This window comes from Streptomyces sp. NPDC051578, assembly GCF_044454045.1.
Lineage (GTDB): Bacteria > Actinomycetota > Actinomycetes > Streptomycetales > Streptomycetaceae > Streptomyces.
Genome location: NZ_JBITDH010000003.1, coordinates 153,710 through 168,093, shown reverse-complemented (window position 1 = coordinate 168,093; position 14,384 = coordinate 153,710). Strand labels below are relative to the sequence as shown.

The window sequence follows — 14,384 nt, the reverse complement described above, 5'->3', positions numbered from 1 at the left end:
GGGACCCGGCCCGTGGCCCGGCGGTCGGTCAGACCCGGTCGGCCGCGATCAGGACGTACTGGAAGGAGCCGTCCTTGTAGGAGTTGATGAAGGCCTCTTCGATCCCGGTGACCAGCGAAGACGTGGCCCGCAGCTCCCAGTACGGCAGGGTCTGCGGCGTCAGGTCGATCACGGCCTGCGGTACGAGACGGTTGTCGGCCATGGCACGCAGGTACTCACGGCGGGAGTGGATGTTGCACTCGAAGTGCGCGTTGATCTGGGAGACCCACTTCGAGGGCTGGCCGTAACGCGGGTTCCAGCAGCCGGTGATGGTGACGTAGCGGCCGCCGACCGCGAGGACCCGGGAGTGCTCGGCGAAGAGGTCGTGCAGGTCGACGTACATGCTCGACTCGTTGTTCCACGAAGCCGTGGCCTGCCCGGTCTCGAAGGGCGTACCGAGCATGTTGCAGACACGGGCCCGGACGTGGTCCTCGATGCCGAGTTCGCGGGCGCGCTGGTTGGCGAACTCGGCCTGCTTGGCCGACAGGGTGACGCCTTCGACCTTGCAGCCGAAGCGCTGGTGGGCCATCACCATGGAACCGCCGCGGCCGCAGCCGGCGTCCACGAGCGTGTCGTCCCGGCCGATCGGGCCGAGGTGGTCGAGCAGGACCTCGGCCTGCGCCGACTCCAGGCGGTGGAGTTCGGCGATCAGCTTCTTCTCGTACGCGCTGTCGGCGGGGTCGCCGAGGGCGGCGTGGTCGACGTCGCCGATGCCGTAGTGGTGGTGGTACAGGCCGTCGACATCGCCGAGACGCAGGTTCACGGGCCTGGCCTCGACGTCCCAGTAGCGTGCGATGTCGCCCTGATAGGGAGTCGCCGGGCCGGGGATGAACACCGAGGGGGTGGTGGCCGCGGTGAGATCGGTGCTAGTCACAGATGGATCCAATCCTTACCAGAAGTCGGGCAGGCTGTAGCGATAGGTGTTGGTCTGGTGCCAGTAGTGGTTGCCGTCGACCCATACGGCGACTCCCCGCAGGAAGCGCTGCACGCTGGGGACGGGGCAGGCGGCGGCCAGGGCGGCGGCTTCGGCTTCGAAGTCGCGCATCAGGTCGTTGTGGACCTCGACCGCCTTCAAGTAGCCCTCGCGGTCGGATACGCCCTCGCGTTCGGCGATCACCACCGGCAGGTTCAAATGCCGGCCCGGAGTCGCGAGTTCCTTGGTGTACGAGTACAAGTCGTTGACGATCGTGGTGGCGTTGCCCGCGAGCGCGATGACCCGCTGCATCGCGGGCTGCGCGTGCAGGTCGGCCGGCAGTTCGTAGCCGCCGACGGTGTCGGTGATGGTGGGGCAGGGGCGGAAGTTGTTGAACTGCCGCATCGCCAGGTATTCCCACACCTCGGGGACGTGGTCGGTCTGCGCCCAGGCCGCCTCGGCGAGGTAGCCCATGTGCAACCGGGCCATGTCGTGCCGGAACCGGTCGGCCTGGGAGGCCGTGGACTGCTGGACGAAGTACTCCATCGCGGAGCGGTAGGCGCGCCGCGGGGCGTCCGCGCCCAGTGACTCCACCCACTGCGGCTGGTACTCCCCCGTCGTGTGGAGGGGGTCCAGGGCGGTGTGCGCCAGCAGGAGGCGCCCCCCGAGACCGATGGGCGAACCGCCGTGGTCCTCGCAGTAGCAGTCGTCGACCGCGTTCTCGGCGACCATCAGCCGGGTGGCGATCATCAGGTGGTCGATGGTCGGGGCGTCCGGATGGCAGGCGACCATGTAGCGCCCGACGGAGAATCCGTCGAACTGGTCCTCCCAGTCCTCGGGGTACAGCTGGACCTCGTCCAGGGCCCAGGCCTTGATCCTCCGGCTGACCTCCTCCACCCGCGCCGCATCGGGCTCCGGCACCGGGTGGTGGTAGAGACCGGGGACGGGACGGCCCTGCGGCGCCGGCCCGGGTGCCTCGGGAGCCGCGGGCGCGGGCGCCTGCGGGGCCGCCGGCTCCACCTGCTGGAGGGGGTAGAGGCTCGCCGTGCCCAGACCGCTGGGGCCGCGCAGGATCCGGTCCAGGGCGGGGCTCCGCCGCTCCGCCACGGCAGCGCCCTCATGCACCCGCACCGGCACGGCCACGTCCACCGCCGCATCTGCGTGTGCGGGTACGGACACGGCCCGTGCCGAGGGGGCGGGGACGGCGGGCGGGGAGGGGAGCGTGGGCCCGGAGCCGGCGGCGGCCGCCACATCCGTGGCCTTGGCCAGGACGTCGGCGAGGACATGGGCTCCGAAGCGGGCGGCGGCCGCAGGCAGGCTCGATTGCAGAGGGGAAAGCCCGGGCTCGGGCATCCGTGGCTCCTTGGTGGTGTGGGCGGGCGTCCCGGTCTCCGGGCACGCCCGGTCGGCCCGGGACGGTCCGGGCCGTCGTGGCCGGCGTGACGGCGGTCGCCGTCGGGCGGATCCCGTTACTCGGGCTTGCGGGCGATCTGTACGTTCTCCAGCACGCCCAGCGCGTCGGGCACCAGGATGGCGGCGGAGTAGTAGGTGGTGACCAGGTAGGAGATGATCGACCTTTCGTCGATGCCCATGAAGCGCACCGACAGGCCCGGCTCGTACTCCTCCGCCAGTCCCGTCTGGCGCAGGCCGATGACGCCCTGGTTGTCCTCCCCGGTGCGCATCGCGAGGATCGAGCTGGTGTTCTCCTTGCTGATCGGGATCTTGTTGCAGGGCAGGATCGGGACTCCGCGCCAGGCGGGGACCTGCTGCCCGCCGACGTCGACGTGGTCCGGGTAGAGCCCGCGGGCGTTGAGCTCGCGCCCGATCGCCGCGATCGTCCGGGGGTGCGCGAGGAACAGCTTCGTGCCACGGCGGCGGCAGAGCAGGTCGTCGAGGTCGTCCGGGGTGGGCGGGCCGGAGTGCGTCTGGATCCGCTGCTTGAAGGCGGCGTTGTGGAGCAGACCGAACTCCCGGTTGTTGATCAGCTCGTGCTCCTGGCGCTCGCGCAGCGCCTCGATGGTGAGCCTGAGCTGCTCCTCGGTCTGGTTCATCGGTTCGTTGTAGAGGTCGGCGACCCTCGTGTGGACCCGCAGCACGGTCTGGGCGATGGAGAGTTCGTACTCGCGGGGCCTCAGCTCGTAGTCGACGAAGGTGCCGGGCAGCTCGGGCTCGCCGGTGTGGCCCGACGACATCGCGATCTCTGCTTCGCCGTGCTTGTTCTGCCGCTGGCGCGGCAGCGCGCTGAACTGCCTGACGTGTTCCTGTAGATGGGGCGCAGTGGCCAGTACGGCGGAGAAGTCTGCGCGGGACAGGGTGAGCAGGGTGCCGCCCGTCTCGGCGGTGGCGGTGTGGTCCCAACTCGCGCCGCCGTCCAGCAGGGCGCTCTCCCCGAACCGGTCGCCGTCGGCGAGCACGGCCACGGTCACCTCGTCGCCGTACTTGCCGACGGAGGTCTGCCTGATCCGGCCGTGGGCGATCAGGTGGATCTGCTCGGCGGGGGCACCGCGCTCGACCAGCACCTCACCCGCGGAGAAGTCGCGCTGCACGCACCGGCCCGCGATGGCGGTCAGGACCTCCAGGTCGTCGAAGCCGCGCAGCAGGGCCAGTTCGCCGAGTTCGCGGGGGATCACCTGGACGTGCGCGCCGTCCTGGACGAACTCGATGCGTCCGTCCCCGACGGTGTAACTCAGCCTGCGGTTCACCCGGTAGGCGCCGCCCTTGGTCTCCACCCAGGGCAGCATCCGCAGCAGCCAGCGGGAGGTGATCTCCTGCATCTGCGGGGCGGACTTGGTCGTGGTGGCAAGGTTGCGTGCGGCCGCCGTGCCCAGGCTGGACCGCCGAGGGGGCTCCAGGTGCGCTTCCGGGCTGGTGTCAACGGTCATCGGGCGGGCTCTCCTTAGCAAGGGAGGTGATCGGCGTACGTGCACGTCAACCGATGAAAAGAGAAACAAGAGGGTGAACGTCACGGAATCCGGCCAGATCCATGGGGAACGCTAACGGCCGGTACCCCCACTCGGCCCTGGGAAGCCGTTGGTTTACCTCGAAGCGGTGATCTTGCCGCGCGGGGTGTTTGCGGGGGCCGTCGACGGTATTCGGCCCTTTGGCCGAGAGCACCCGCTGGGGACACGGTCTCCGCGCGCGGTACCGGTCTCCGCTTGAATACCCCGTACCCGACCAGCTTCAGTGGGAAGGACCGGCGGCGAGGGAGACGGGGAGGCACGCGACATGGGGCAGGGGGCCGGAGCCGGGCGCGTCGTCGTGGTGATGGGCGTGGCCGGGTCGGGGAAGACGTCCGTGGGCCGGCTGCTCGCGGACGCGCTGGGCCTTCCGTTCGCGGAGGGCGACGCGTTCCACCCGGCGGCGAACGTCGCCAAGATGTCCGGGGGCACGCCTTTGGACGACACCGACCGCCGCCCGTGGCTGGACGCCATCGGCGAGTGGATCGCCCGCGCGGCGGAGCAGGACGGCTGTGTGGTCTCCGCGTCCGCCCTCAAGCGGGCTTACCGGGACCGTTTGCGCGCGGCGGCGCCCGGGGTGGTCTTCGTACACCTCACCGGGGAGCGCTCGCTGATCGAGAAGCGGTTGGCGGAGCGCACGGGCCACTTCATGCCGGCCGCGCTGCTGGACTCCCAGCTCGCCGCGCTGGAACCGCTCCAGGAGGACGAGGCCGGTGCGGTCGTCGATGCGGCGGGGCCGGCAGCGCGGACCGCGGAGCGGGCCGTGGCCGCGCTGCGGGCTCTGGGCGCCGACCGCTGAGGACCCTTGCCGCTGCTACGGATCCTTGCGGCGCAGCGCCGGTCCCGCCGGGCGCCCCGATCCCCGCGGGGCGTCGAGTCGGGCGGCGGCGAGGGCGAGGCCGCCGGCCGCGACGGCGCACCGCTCGGCGAGGGCGGCGACCTCGGCGTGGAGGGGGTCGGCGTGCGGGCCCCGGCGTCCGAGGCGGGCGGCGACGGAGCGCAGCCGTTCGGCGTGTGAACGCAGTATGGCGGAGTGCGCGCGCAGGCCCTCGGCGGGACCGGGCGGGCGCGGCCGGCCCCCGGGGGCGGCGGGAAGGTGGTTCATCCGGTTCCTCCGGGGTGCATCGGGTGGATCACCTGCTGACACCGGTGCGGCGGGGGCCTCGTCCGAGGAAGGCGCGGAAGGCCGCGCCGAGCCCGAGCAGCCGTGGGACGGGCCTGCCCCGGCCGGTGGCGATCTGCCAGCCCGCGTGGTCGTTGAAGGGGTTGTCGTCGGTCAGCGCGTCCCAGGCGAGGACGTCGGCGAAGGACGGCGCCAGCAGGCCGAACGCCCGCCCGGCGCCCCGCTCCCGCAGGATCGCCCGGAACAGCCGGACGGCCTCGCCCTGACGGCCCGCCTCGGCCGCCCGGAACACCGCAGCGCAGTCGGGATCCGCCATCAGCTCGGGGTGCGCCTCGCGCGCGGCCCGGAGCCTGGTCCTGAGACCGCACACCGCGAGGCTCACGGCGAGGCTCTCGCGGCCGGCCAGGACCCCGGCGAGCCACCCGGCCCGGGCCGCGCCCCGGCCGCGCGGGGCCCAGCCGAAGCCGGCCGGGTCGGTGAGGGTGCGCAGGAGGGTGCGCCATGCGGGCCCGGGCCGCCCGCCGCGGCCGATCGCGGTGGCCGGGAGGCGGACCCCGAGGGCCAGTTGGGAGGCGTACCGGGCGGCTTCGTCCACGGCGTCGGCGGCCTCGGCCAGCTCCCGGCACAGGGCGCGCAGCAGTTCGGCGTCCTCGGTGGGGGACGCGGAGGTCGGGGTGTCGGACATGGGCACCTCGGTGGCTCGGATCCGGCGGCGGGCTCGGGCGAAGGCGTTCCCCGGCTGACTCAACGGCGGCTGGTCGGCGGGCTCTTGGGCCACCTCGTCGGCAGGCTCGACGGTGGCCGCATCCACTCGCTCATCGGCGTAGTCATCGGCCGGCGCATCCGCCCCCTCATCGGCGGACCAGTCCCAGCCGGATCCCGCGCGGGTCGAGCGCCACGGGCAGTGGCCCCATCGGGTCCAGCGCCGGCCGCCCGTCCCGTACCCGGTGCCCGCGCAGCACCTCCGCGCAGAAGGCGGACACGACGAGCAGGCCCAGCTGGTCTCCGGGACAGCGTCCCGCGCCGTGGCTGAACGGCGCCATCCGGACGTCCTGGCGCGCCCCGTGGGACGACCACCGTCCGGGTACGAAGACGTGCGCGGCCGGCATGTGTTCGGGGTCGCGCTGGTGGAACAGGACGGGCAGCAGCACGGCGGTCCCGGCGGGGTGGCGCACCCCGCGCCACTCGGTCTCGGCCCGGGTGACCCGGATCAGGTCCGGCACCACCGGGTACAGCCGCAGCGATTCCCGGACGCAGGCCCGCAGCCTGGGCAGTTCGCCCGAGGCCGCGTCGGACGCCCGGGCCTCGGCGGCGGCCACGTCCTGCTCGGCGGGGTGGGCGGCGAGGAGCAGTAGCGTGCGCAGCAGGGTCGCGGGGACCGAGTCCATGGCCTGGAGCCAGTGGCGGGCCTGGCCGGTGGAGTCGGCGTGCCGGCGCGCCCGCCCGATCAGGGTGTGCGGCTCGGCGTCGGCGGCGTACTGCCCGATGCGGGCGGCGGCCTCGTCGGCGAGCTCCCGCACGGCGCGGGTGCGGCCATCGTGCAACCGGCGCAGCCACCCGGTGAGTTCCTCGTCGTCGGCCGCCGCGTCACCGAGCACCATCCGCCGGCCGGCCCGGGCCACGGCGTGCCGGGCGCGGGCGAGCCGGAGGGTGCCGTGGGCGGTGAGCTGCCGGGCCTCCTCGGCGATGACGGAGAGGAACGGCGCACAGGAGGGGTGTACGGCGGTGCCGGAAGCGAGGACGGCGTCGTCGATCTCGCGCCGGCCCTCGCGGCTGCCGGGCGGCGCCGAGTAGAACTGGTGCAGGTCTTGCGGGTCGAGGATGATCAGCAGCGTTCCGGACAGGCCGCGCACGAGGACGGGTGCTCCGCCGTGCCGGGCGCGCATGGCCCGCAGGGTCGCGGCGGACCAGTGCGGGCGGGCGAGCGCGGGCCAGGGGCGTGTCATGTGCGGGCGGCGGGTCACGAAGCCGCGTACGAGCTCGGGCAGAGCGTGGGTCGCCGCGAAGCGGACCGTCTCGGCCCGCCCGGCCCTGGCGGGCTGTCCCGCTCCCGCTCCGGCCTCGGCCGGACCTCGGCCGGCCGTCGTGGTCGACTGGGTCATTGCCGGGACCACCTCGCCTGTTCGGTCGGTGACATCGGGATCACCGTACGTCGGGGGTGGTGGGTACGCGCCCCGGGTGCGCTACGGGGGTGGAACGGCGAACGCCGCCTCGCGGAACGCGGTGGGCGGCGGCCCTCCCGGGGAGGCGGGGACGAGCACCGCCCAACGGCGCCGGGTGGGTGAGACCCACAGCGCGGAGCCGTCGCCGTGGGCCCAGACCCCGTGGGGCGCCGGGCGCCAGAGGAGGCCGCGGGCCGGAGTCAGCTCGCCGGTCCGGATGCGCAGCGACTCGGCGGTCCAGGTGCGGGGGATCGGGTGGTCGGCGGTGGAGAGCAGGTGCCTCAGGAACCGGGCGAGGTCGGCCGCGGTGGCGTGCAGGGTGGCACCGGTGAGGCGGGTACGGGTCATGCCCAGGGGCCGCCAGATGCGGGCGGTGGCGTGCTCGGCGAGCGGTCCGCCGCAGAGGTGCTCCGCGAGCCGGGTCAGCGCCTGCACCCCACCGGGGCGGGTGAGCAGGTGGTGGGCGGTGCTCCCGTCGGGCGCCTTCGCCCCGTAGGCGGCGAGCGGGGTGTGCAGCGCCAGCTCGCCCCGGGCGACGAGGCTGCCGATGACGGGCCAGAGCGCCAGCACGGCGGCGAGCGCGCTGACATCGAGCCCGGCGTCCTGGTCCCCGCCCGCGGCTTCCACCCCGTCGGGTCCCCCGACGGCCCACACGGCCCCGCCCCCGGCGGCCTCCGCCAGTTCCCCCGCGCCCGCCTGCCCATTCCGCAGCGTCATGGTCCCCCACGCTATCGGCCTGCCACCCTGCTCCGAACCGGCCCTTCCGGCGCGCCACCACCCTCCACCCGTATGCCGGTACGACAATCCCTCCGCCGGTCATCTCCTGATCCGCCCGTGCGGCCGTGCCGATACCGTCACCGGATGGCCGAATCTCCCGAGAAGTTCAACAGCGCGATGACTGCCTGGCAGGAATGGCAGGACGCCCCCTGGGGCCGTCTGCGCTACGCGATCGCCGAGGCGAACCTGGTCCGGCATCTCGAAGGGCCGGGTGAGGGGTCGTCGCGCGTCCTGGATCTCGCCGGCGGCGACGGCGGCGATGCGATCCGCCTCGCGGCCCGTGGGCACCACGTCACCGTTGTCGACCACGCCACCGCCATGCTGGCCGCAGCGGCCGAGCGGGCTTCGGCGGCCGGTCTGACGGAGCTGATCACCTGTGTGCGGGCCGACGTCGCCGCTCTGCCCGCCGGCCTGGCCGCGGCGGATTTCGACGTGGTGCTGTGCCACAACCTCCTGCAATACGTGGACGACGTGCCGGGCACCCTCGCCACCGCCCTCGCGCCGCTGCGGCCCGGCGGCCTGCTGTCGGTGATGGCCGTCAACCGCCACTCGGCGGCCTTGAGACTCGCCGTTCGCGAGATGGACCCGGCCGCCGCGCTGGCCTCCTTCGAGACGGACCAAGCGCGGGCCGGGATGTTCGACTCGACTCTGACGCTGCACGTGGCTGACGAGATCATCGCCGTCCTGCGCGGCCTCGGCTGCCAGGACGTGCAGCACTACGGCATCCGCAGCTTCTGCGACTACATCGCCGACGACGCGCGCAAGGACGACCCGGCGTTCTACGCCGAACTCGAACGCCTGGAGCTCGCCGTCACCGCACGGCCGCCGTACATGCACACCGCCAGGCTCTTCCAGCTGACGGCGCGGAAAGGACCACGGCCGTGACCGCACCCCACGCTTCGAAACCGTCCCTCCTCGGGGTCTTCGCGCACCCCGACGACGAGTCGCTGCTCGCCGGGGGCCTGTTCGCCCGGCACGCCGCCGCCGGCGCGCGCACCGCCGTCGTCACCGCCACCTGGGCCCCGGACAGCCATCGGGCCGCCGAGCTCGCCGACGCCCTGGCCGCCCTCGGAGCCGGCCGCCCCCGGATGCTCGGGTTCGCCGACGCACGTGTCCCCGAGTCGGCGCCCAGCCGGCCGCGGTTGTGTGACGCGCCGTTCGACGAGGCGGTCGGCCTGCTCGTCGGGCACGTGCGCGAGTTCCGCCCGGACATCGTCGTCACCCATGACGCCTACGGCCAATTGACGGGTCACCCGGACCACGTCCGCACCCATCGGCTGGCAACCGTCGCAGTACAGGCCTCCGGGCTCGAACACCTGTATCCCGACGCCGGAGCGCCCTGGCAGCCGGCCGCCCTCCACCTGGCCACCCACCCGCACTCCGGGGTCGGCGAGCTGGGCCCGCTCCTGGCCCGGGTCGGCAAGAAGCTGCTGAGCGTGCCGGACGGGCACGTCACCACGACGGTCGACGTAAGCGCCTGGGTGGGGCAGAAGTGGGCCGCCATCGCCGCCCACCGCAGTGAGGCAACGCGGGAGCACTCGCTCCCCGGCATTCTTCTGCGCCTGCCGGCCGAAGCCCGGGAACGGATCCTCTCCACCGAGTACTACACCCGCCTCGACACCGCCCCCTCGGCCCCGGGCCTCGCGCCCTGTCCCGGCCGGGTGGTGTTTCCGGGGTGAGGGGGTGAGCCTGGGGGCATGACCGGAGCTGTGGAGCCGCCGCGTGAGCCGTCCGTCGGGCGGGGGGTGCCGCCGGCCGTCCGGGCAGGGGTTCCCGATGTGCCGCTGGGGTCCGCGCGGGGACGGTGGATCCTGTTCACCACCGTGCTCGGGTCGAGCATGGCGCTGCTGGACTCGACGGTGGTCAACGTCGCGCTCCCGCGCATCGGGCGGGACCTCGGCGCCGACCTCGCGGTGCTCCAGTGGACGGTGAACGCCTACCTGCTGACCCTGGCCGGGCTGATCCTGGTCGGTGGGGCGCTCGGGGACCGCTTCGGGCGGCGGCGGGTCTTCGTGGTGGGTGTGGTGTGGTTCGCAGCCGGGTCCCTGCTGTGCGGGATCGCACCGAACGCCGGTGTGCTGATCGGCGCTCGCGCTCTCCAGGGCATCGGCGGGGCGCTGCTGACACCGGGTTCCCTCGCCCTGATCCAGGGTTCGATCCGGGCCGACGACCGGGCCCGGGCGGTGGGTCTGTGGTCCGGACTGGGCGGTGTCGGCGCGGCCGTGGGGCCGTTCCTCGGCGGGTGGCTGGTCGACGGGCCCGGCTGGCGCTGGGTGTTCCTGCTGAACGTGCCGCTGGCCGCGCTGTGTGTGCCGGTGGCGCTGAGGCACGTACCGGAATCAAGCGATCCGGCCGCGCACGGGCGGTTCGACGTGGCGGGCGCCGTGATCGGGGCCGCCGCGCTCGGCCTGCTCACCTACGCGCTGATCGAGGCACGTTCCGGTACCGCGCTGGTGGTCGCCACGGCGGTGGGCGGGCTGCTGCTGGGGGTCTTGTTCGTCTGCGTCGAGCGGCGGAGGAAGTACCCGATGGTGCCGCCGTCGATCTTCGCCTCCCGCCAGTTCACGGCCGTCAACCTCGTCACCCTGTGCGTGTACGCGGCCTTCGGCGGCTTCTTCTTCCTCGTGGTGCTCCAGCTCCAGGTGGTCTCCGGGTACTCGGCGATGGCCGCCGGGGCCGCGCTGCTGCCGACCACGGCGCTGATGCTGCTGCTGTCGGCCCGCGCGGGGGCGCTCGGGGAGCGGATCGGGCCGCGGCTGCCACTGACCGTGGGGCCGCTGCTGTGCGCGGGCGGGATGCTGCTGATGCTGCGCGTCGGACCGGGCGCCTCGTACCCGTTGGACGTGCTGCCCGCGCTGGTCGTGATGGGGATGGGGATGGTGACCCTGGTGGCTCCGCTGACGGCGACGGTGCTCGCTTCGGTCGATCCCGGCCGGGCCGGCCTGGCCAGCGGCATCAACAACGCCGCCGCTCGGGCGGCCGGGCTGCTCGCGGTGGCCGCACTGCCGCTGCTGGCGGGGATGGGTCCCGACTCCTACCTCTCCGCGCCGCGTTTCGACGCGGCTTTCGGGCGGGCCATGGCCTGGTGCGCCGGGGTGCTCGTGGTGGGGGCGGTGCTGGCGTGGACGACCGTGCGCAATCCCGCGCCGGCCGTGTGCCACCCGCTGTGCCGTACGTCCTGCGGGGTGACCTCGCCGCCGCTGGAGCCACCGCGGCAACCGCCGCGGGCGACGGGGGCGCCCCTCGAACCGCCGCGCCCGGCGGAGGGGTGAGGCCTTCGTCCCGCGATGTGCTGGAGCGCGACGGCCGACCTGACGGCCGGCACCGTCATCACCGCCGTGGGGGCGGTCTGCGTGTTGCGCGTACGGCGGGCGCGCGATCTGCCCGTCGCCGCGGTGCCGCTGCTGCTCGGCGTCCACCAGCTGCTGGAGGCGGCCGTCTGGGCATCCGGCGGCCGCTGCGGCACGGCCGCCACCGCGTGGGCCGTGATCGCCTTGCCGTTGCTGCCGGTGTGGGTGCCCGTGGGGGTGCTGCTGGCCGCCGGGCCGGGGGCGGCGCGGCGGCTGTGGTGGCCGGTGGCCGCCGGTCTCGCCACGGCCGGGGTCCTCGCGTACTGCCTCGCCACCGGTCCGGTGTCGGCGGGCATCCGGGGCCACACCATCGGCTACGGCGTCGACGTCCCGTACCCCGCACCGGTCCTCGCCGGGTACCTGTTCGCCACCCTGGGCGCCCTGCTGCTCGGCGGTGACCGCCGGCTTCGGGTGCTCGGGGTGGTCCTGGCCGTCGGCGCGGCGGTCTGTGCGGGGCTGTGGCAGCTGGAGTTCGCCTCCACCTGGTGCGCGTTCGCGGCGGTGGCGTCGGTGCTGGTGCTCGGCTGGGTGCGGCGCCGGCCGGCGAGCCGTCACTGGTTGCGGGCGCCGAGGACGAACAGCATGTAGACGAAGCCGGCGAAGAGGTGGCCCACGAAGAGGTAGGCCACGAGCCGGATGACCAGCCCGCGCGGGAACTTGGACTCGATGCGCTTGAGGACGCCCAGGGGCTGGTCGGGCGGCGGGGTGTGGGACATGGGTGCGGCTCCTCGGTCAGCGGGGGCTTGCGGGGGTGGCGGGAGGGGTGCCCGCCCCGCCGAGGCACAGCCCGGCGAGGCTGCTCTGCAGCAGGGTGTGGACGAACAGGAGCTCCGTCCCGGTGGCGGTCGCCGCACCGATCCGGTGCGGGGTGAGCGAGTCGAAGTGCGCGCTGTCGCCCGGCTCCAGCCGGTACTCGGTCTCCCCCAGGTGCAGCCGCAGCGTGCCGGTGAGCACGTACAGCCATTCCTCGCCGGGGTGGACGCGGACCAGCTCGCCCTGGCCGCGGCCGGCCGGGACGTGCACGCGCAGCGCCTGCATGCCGCGGCCGGAGCCGCCTGCCTGCCAGTACGTCCAGCCGTCCGCCTCGCGGGCCCCGGGTCCGCCCGCCCGTACGATGGGATCGGCGACGGCCTGGGTCTCGCCGAGCAGCTCGGAGACGGTCGTGCCGTAGGTGCGGGCGAGTCCGAGGAGCAGCGGCAGCGACGGCTGGCGCCGGCCGGTCTCCAGGCGGGACAGGTGGGCGGGCGAGAGCCGGGCGCGGGCGGCGGCCGCTTCCAGCGTGAGCCCGGCGCGGCGGCGCAGCTCCCGCAGCTGCGGGGCGACGGCGGGCAGCCCTTCGCCTTCGGAGGGTTCGTCAGCGTCGGTGTGGGGCGCGACGCCGGGGGCGGGACCGGTAGTCATGCCCCGATTGAGCCAGAGATTTGCCTGGCTGACAATTTCTCTTGCCTCTGAGGCAAAAAATCTCCATGTGGTTACCTCAGTCCGCGCGGAGGCCTCAGGCCGGTGCGGAGGCGTCAGTCCGTGCGGTCCGCGAGCACCGTCTCCACCGTGTCCGCCTCCTGCGCGTTCTTGTCCGGGCGGTACCTCAGTACCCTGGCGAAGCGCAGCGCGACCCCGGCCGGGTAGCGCGGGGAGCGCTGCAAGCCGTCGTAGGCGATCTCCACCACCAGCTCCGGCCGCACCCACACCGTGTAACCCTCTTCGCGCACCGCGAGTTCCCGCAGCCGTGCGGTCTGCCAGCGCAGCATCTCGTCGGTGAGGCCCTTGAAGGTCTTGCCGAGCATCGCGAAGCTCCCGTCCGCGGCCCGCGCGCCCAGGTGCAGGTTGGACAGCAGGCCGGTGCGCCGCCCGTGGCCCCATTCGGCGGCCAGCACCACGAGGTCCAGGGTGTGCACCGGTTTCACCTTGAGCCACTGCTTGCCGCGCCGGCCGGCCGCGTACGGGGAGTCGAGACCCTTGACCACCACGCCCTCGTGCCCGCGGCGCAGCGCTTCGGCCGCGAACGCCTCGGCGTCGGCCGACTGACGGGCCGGGTCCTCGACGGCCAGCCGGCGCACCCGGGAGGTCTCGGGCACCAGCTCCGCGAGCCGCGCGTACCGCTCGCGGACCGGCAGGTCGAGCAGGACGTCGTCGCCGGCGGCCAGGACGTCGAAGAAGTAGGCGCTGACGGGCAGGGTCTGCCGGGCGGCCGCGACGTCCAGCCGGGACCCGACCCGGCTCGCGATCTCCTGGAAGGGCACCGGGCGGCCGTCGGCGCCCTCCCCGATGACTTCGCCGTCGAGGATGAAGCGGTCGCCGGGCAGGGTGAGGGCGAGCGCGGCCACCTCGGGGAGCCGGCTGGTGATCTCGTCGAGGGAGCGGGTGTAGACGCGTACGGCGTCGCCCTCCCGGTGGACCTGTACGCGGATGCCGTCCAGCTTCTCCTCCACGGCGCAGGGCCCGAGCGCGGCCACCGCTTCGGCGACCGACGGGGCGGTGCCCGCGAGCATCGGCTGGACGGGCTGCCCGACGCGCAGCGTGACCGCCTCCAGGGCTTCGGCGCCATCGGCGAGGACGGCGGCCCCGACCCGGGGCAGTGATCCGTCCAGCATCACGGCCCGGCGCAACGCGGCGGCGGGCACCCCTGCGGCAGCGGCCACCCCTTCCAGCGCGACGGCGTCCAGGGCGCCCTGGCGCACCTCGCCGGACAGCAGGCTCCGCAGGAACCTCTGTTCGGGCTCGGTGGCGGCGCCGAGCAGGCCGTCCAGGAGGCGGCGCCGCTCGGCCTGCGAGCCGGTACCGGAGACGGCGGCGAGGCGGGTGACGGCCTCGTCGACGGCGTCGACGGTGAGGGTGGGCCGGTCGGCGGGTGCCACCTCCCGGCTGAGGGCGCTCCAGCCGATGCCGGGGCGGCCCTGCGGGAGCCGTCCGGCGAGGTAGGCGATGACCAGCGCGGCCTCCTCCGGCGGCGCGGCGGCGAACAGCTCCGCGAGCAGGGCGGTCTTGCGGGAGCGGGCGGAGGTCCCGGCGACCTCCCGGGACACGCGAGCGACCTCGGCCAGCAGCATGCGGACCATAGTGCCG

General features: G+C 74.0%; 15 protein-coding genes. 5 read left to right on the top strand and 10 right to left on the bottom strand.

The window, feature by feature from the left end; genetic code table 11:
- Window positions 1-28: 28 nt before the first annotated feature.
- The 3 genes from ACIA6C_RS16830 to ACIA6C_RS16820 all read right to left on the bottom strand — a co-directional run bounded on the left by ACIA6C_RS16830 (window position 29) and on the right by ACIA6C_RS16820 (window position 3,834).
- Window positions 29-913, bottom strand: a complete 885-nt coding sequence (locus ACIA6C_RS16830) for a geranyl diphosphate 2-C-methyltransferase (protein ID WP_361125892.1) — start codon at window positions 911-913, stop codon at window positions 29-31.
- 15 nt (window positions 914-928) lie between these two features.
- Entirely contained in the window at window positions 929-2,305 is a 1,377-nt protein-coding gene (locus ACIA6C_RS16825; protein ID WP_399276508.1) for a family 2 encapsulin nanocompartment cargo protein terpene cyclase, read from the bottom strand.
- Between the two features lie 116 nt (window positions 2,306-2,421).
- Window positions 2,422-3,834 (bottom strand): family 2B encapsulin nanocompartment shell protein, encoded by a 1,413-nt coding sequence (locus tag ACIA6C_RS16820; protein ID WP_399276506.1) that lies wholly within the window; start codon window positions 3,832-3,834, stop codon window positions 2,422-2,424.
- A 343-nt stretch (window positions 3,835-4,177) separates the two neighbouring features.
- On the opposite strand from ACIA6C_RS16820, the gene ACIA6C_RS16815 reads away from it, so the two are divergent.
- Window positions 4,178-4,708, top strand: a complete 531-nt coding sequence (locus tag ACIA6C_RS16815) for a gluconokinase (protein WP_399276504.1) — start codon at window positions 4,178-4,180, stop codon at window positions 4,706-4,708.
- 15 nt (window positions 4,709-4,723) lie between these two features.
- Here ACIA6C_RS16815 and ACIA6C_RS16810 read toward each other — a convergent pair whose 3' ends face one another.
- From ACIA6C_RS16810 to ACIA6C_RS16795, 4 genes are all read right to left on the bottom strand, one after another.
- Entirely contained in the window at window positions 4,724-5,014 is a 291-nt protein-coding gene (locus tag ACIA6C_RS16810; RefSeq protein WP_399276502.1) for a hypothetical protein, read from the bottom strand.
- A 28-nt stretch (window positions 5,015-5,042) separates the two neighbouring features.
- Entirely contained in the window at window positions 5,043-5,843 is an 801-nt protein-coding gene (locus ACIA6C_RS16805; protein ID WP_399276500.1) for a hypothetical protein, read from the bottom strand.
- A gap of 40 nt (window positions 5,844-5,883) precedes the next feature.
- Complete coding sequence (locus ACIA6C_RS16800; RefSeq protein WP_399276498.1) at window positions 5,884-7,134, bottom strand: cytochrome P450; 1,251 nt, start codon at window positions 7,132-7,134, stop codon at window positions 5,884-5,886.
- 81 nt (window positions 7,135-7,215) lie between these two features.
- On the bottom strand, window positions 7,216-7,911 hold the full coding sequence (locus ACIA6C_RS16795) for a hypothetical protein (RefSeq protein ID WP_399276496.1): 696 nt from the start codon (window positions 7,909-7,911) through the stop codon (window positions 7,216-7,218).
- Window positions 7,912-8,055: 144 nt separating this feature from the next.
- On the opposite strand from ACIA6C_RS16795, the gene ACIA6C_RS16790 reads away from it, so the two are divergent.
- From ACIA6C_RS16790 to ACIA6C_RS16775, 4 genes are read left to right on the top strand one after another with little or no spacing between them, the layout of a single operon-like run.
- A complete protein-coding gene (locus ACIA6C_RS16790) occupies window positions 8,056-8,856 on the top strand; it encodes a methyltransferase domain-containing protein (RefSeq protein WP_399276494.1) in 801 nt (266 codons plus the stop codon).
- Window positions 8,853-9,650 (top strand): PIG-L family deacetylase, encoded by a 798-nt coding sequence (locus ACIA6C_RS16785; protein WP_399276492.1) that lies wholly within the window; start codon window positions 8,853-8,855, stop codon window positions 9,648-9,650. Before ACIA6C_RS16790 ends, ACIA6C_RS16785 begins: the two co-directional genes overlap by 4 nt.
- A gap of 18 nt (window positions 9,651-9,668) precedes the next feature.
- The gene (locus tag ACIA6C_RS16780; protein WP_399276490.1) at window positions 9,669-11,243 is read left to right on the top strand and encodes an MFS transporter; all 1,575 of its coding nucleotides are present in this window, start codon (window positions 9,669-9,671) and stop codon (window positions 11,241-11,243) included.
- A 15-nt stretch (window positions 11,244-11,258) separates the two neighbouring features.
- On the top strand, window positions 11,259-11,909 hold the full coding sequence (locus tag ACIA6C_RS16775) for a DUF6629 family protein (RefSeq protein WP_399276488.1): 651 nt from the start codon (window positions 11,259-11,261) through the stop codon (window positions 11,907-11,909).
- Here ACIA6C_RS16775 and ACIA6C_RS16770 read toward each other — a convergent pair.
- The 3 genes from ACIA6C_RS16770 to ACIA6C_RS16760 all read right to left on the bottom strand — a co-directional run bounded on the left by ACIA6C_RS16770 (window position 11,873) and on the right by ACIA6C_RS16760 (window position 14,368).
- Window positions 11,873-12,037: a DUF6126 family protein gene (locus ACIA6C_RS16770; protein ID WP_361125856.1), complete on the bottom strand. Its 165-nt coding sequence runs from the start codon at window positions 12,035-12,037 to the stop codon at window positions 11,873-11,875. The two genes, ACIA6C_RS16775 and ACIA6C_RS16770, sit on opposite strands and share 37 nt — an antisense overlap.
- A gap of 16 nt (window positions 12,038-12,053) precedes the next feature.
- A complete protein-coding gene (locus ACIA6C_RS16765) occupies window positions 12,054-12,722 on the bottom strand; it encodes a helix-turn-helix domain-containing protein (protein WP_399276485.1) in 669 nt (222 codons plus the stop codon).
- Between the two features lie 113 nt (window positions 12,723-12,835).
- Complete coding sequence (locus ACIA6C_RS16760; protein WP_399276483.1) at window positions 12,836-14,368, bottom strand: ATP-dependent DNA ligase; 1,533 nt, start codon at window positions 14,366-14,368, stop codon at window positions 12,836-12,838.
- Window positions 14,369-14,384: the final 16 nt, after the last annotated feature.

Bases quoted from the DNA above. Each gene is read 5' to 3' on its own strand.
- ACIA6C_RS16775 (WP_399276488.1), top strand. From the start codon at position 11,259: ATGTGCTGGAGCGCGACGGCCGACCTGACGGCCGGCACCGTCATCACC.
- ACIA6C_RS16780 (WP_399276490.1), top strand. From the start codon at position 9,669: ATGACCGGAGCTGTGGAGCCGCCGCGTGAGCCGTCCGTCGGGCGGGGG.
- ACIA6C_RS16770 (WP_361125856.1), bottom strand. From the start codon at position 12,037: ATGTCCCACACCCCGCCGCCCGACCAGCCCCTGGGCGTCCTCAAGCGC.
- ACIA6C_RS16795 (WP_399276496.1), bottom strand. From the start codon at position 7,911: ATGACGCTGCGGAATGGGCAGGCGGGCGCGGGGGAACTGGCGGAGGCC.
- ACIA6C_RS16810 (WP_399276502.1), bottom strand. From the start codon at position 5,014: ATGAACCACCTTCCCGCCGCCCCCGGGGGCCGGCCGCGCCCGCCCGGT.
- ACIA6C_RS16765 (WP_399276485.1), bottom strand. From the start codon at position 12,722: ATGACTACCGGTCCCGCCCCCGGCGTCGCGCCCCACACCGACGCTGAC.
- ACIA6C_RS16800 (WP_399276498.1), bottom strand. From the start codon at position 7,134: ATGACCCAGTCGACCACGACGGCCGGCCGAGGTCCGGCCGAGGCCGGA.
- ACIA6C_RS16815 (WP_399276504.1), top strand. From the start codon at position 4,178: ATGGGGCAGGGGGCCGGAGCCGGGCGCGTCGTCGTGGTGATGGGCGTG.
- ACIA6C_RS16760 (WP_399276483.1), bottom strand. From the start codon at position 14,368: ATGCTGCTGGCCGAGGTCGCTCGCGTGTCCCGGGAGGTCGCCGGGACC.
- ACIA6C_RS16790 (WP_399276494.1), top strand. From the start codon at position 8,056: ATGGCCGAATCTCCCGAGAAGTTCAACAGCGCGATGACTGCCTGGCAG.
- ACIA6C_RS16825 (WP_399276508.1), bottom strand. From the start codon at position 2,305: ATGCCCGAGCCCGGGCTTTCCCCTCTGCAATCGAGCCTGCCTGCGGCC.
- ACIA6C_RS16820 (WP_399276506.1), bottom strand. From the start codon at position 3,834: ATGACCGTTGACACCAGCCCGGAAGCGCACCTGGAGCCCCCTCGGCGG.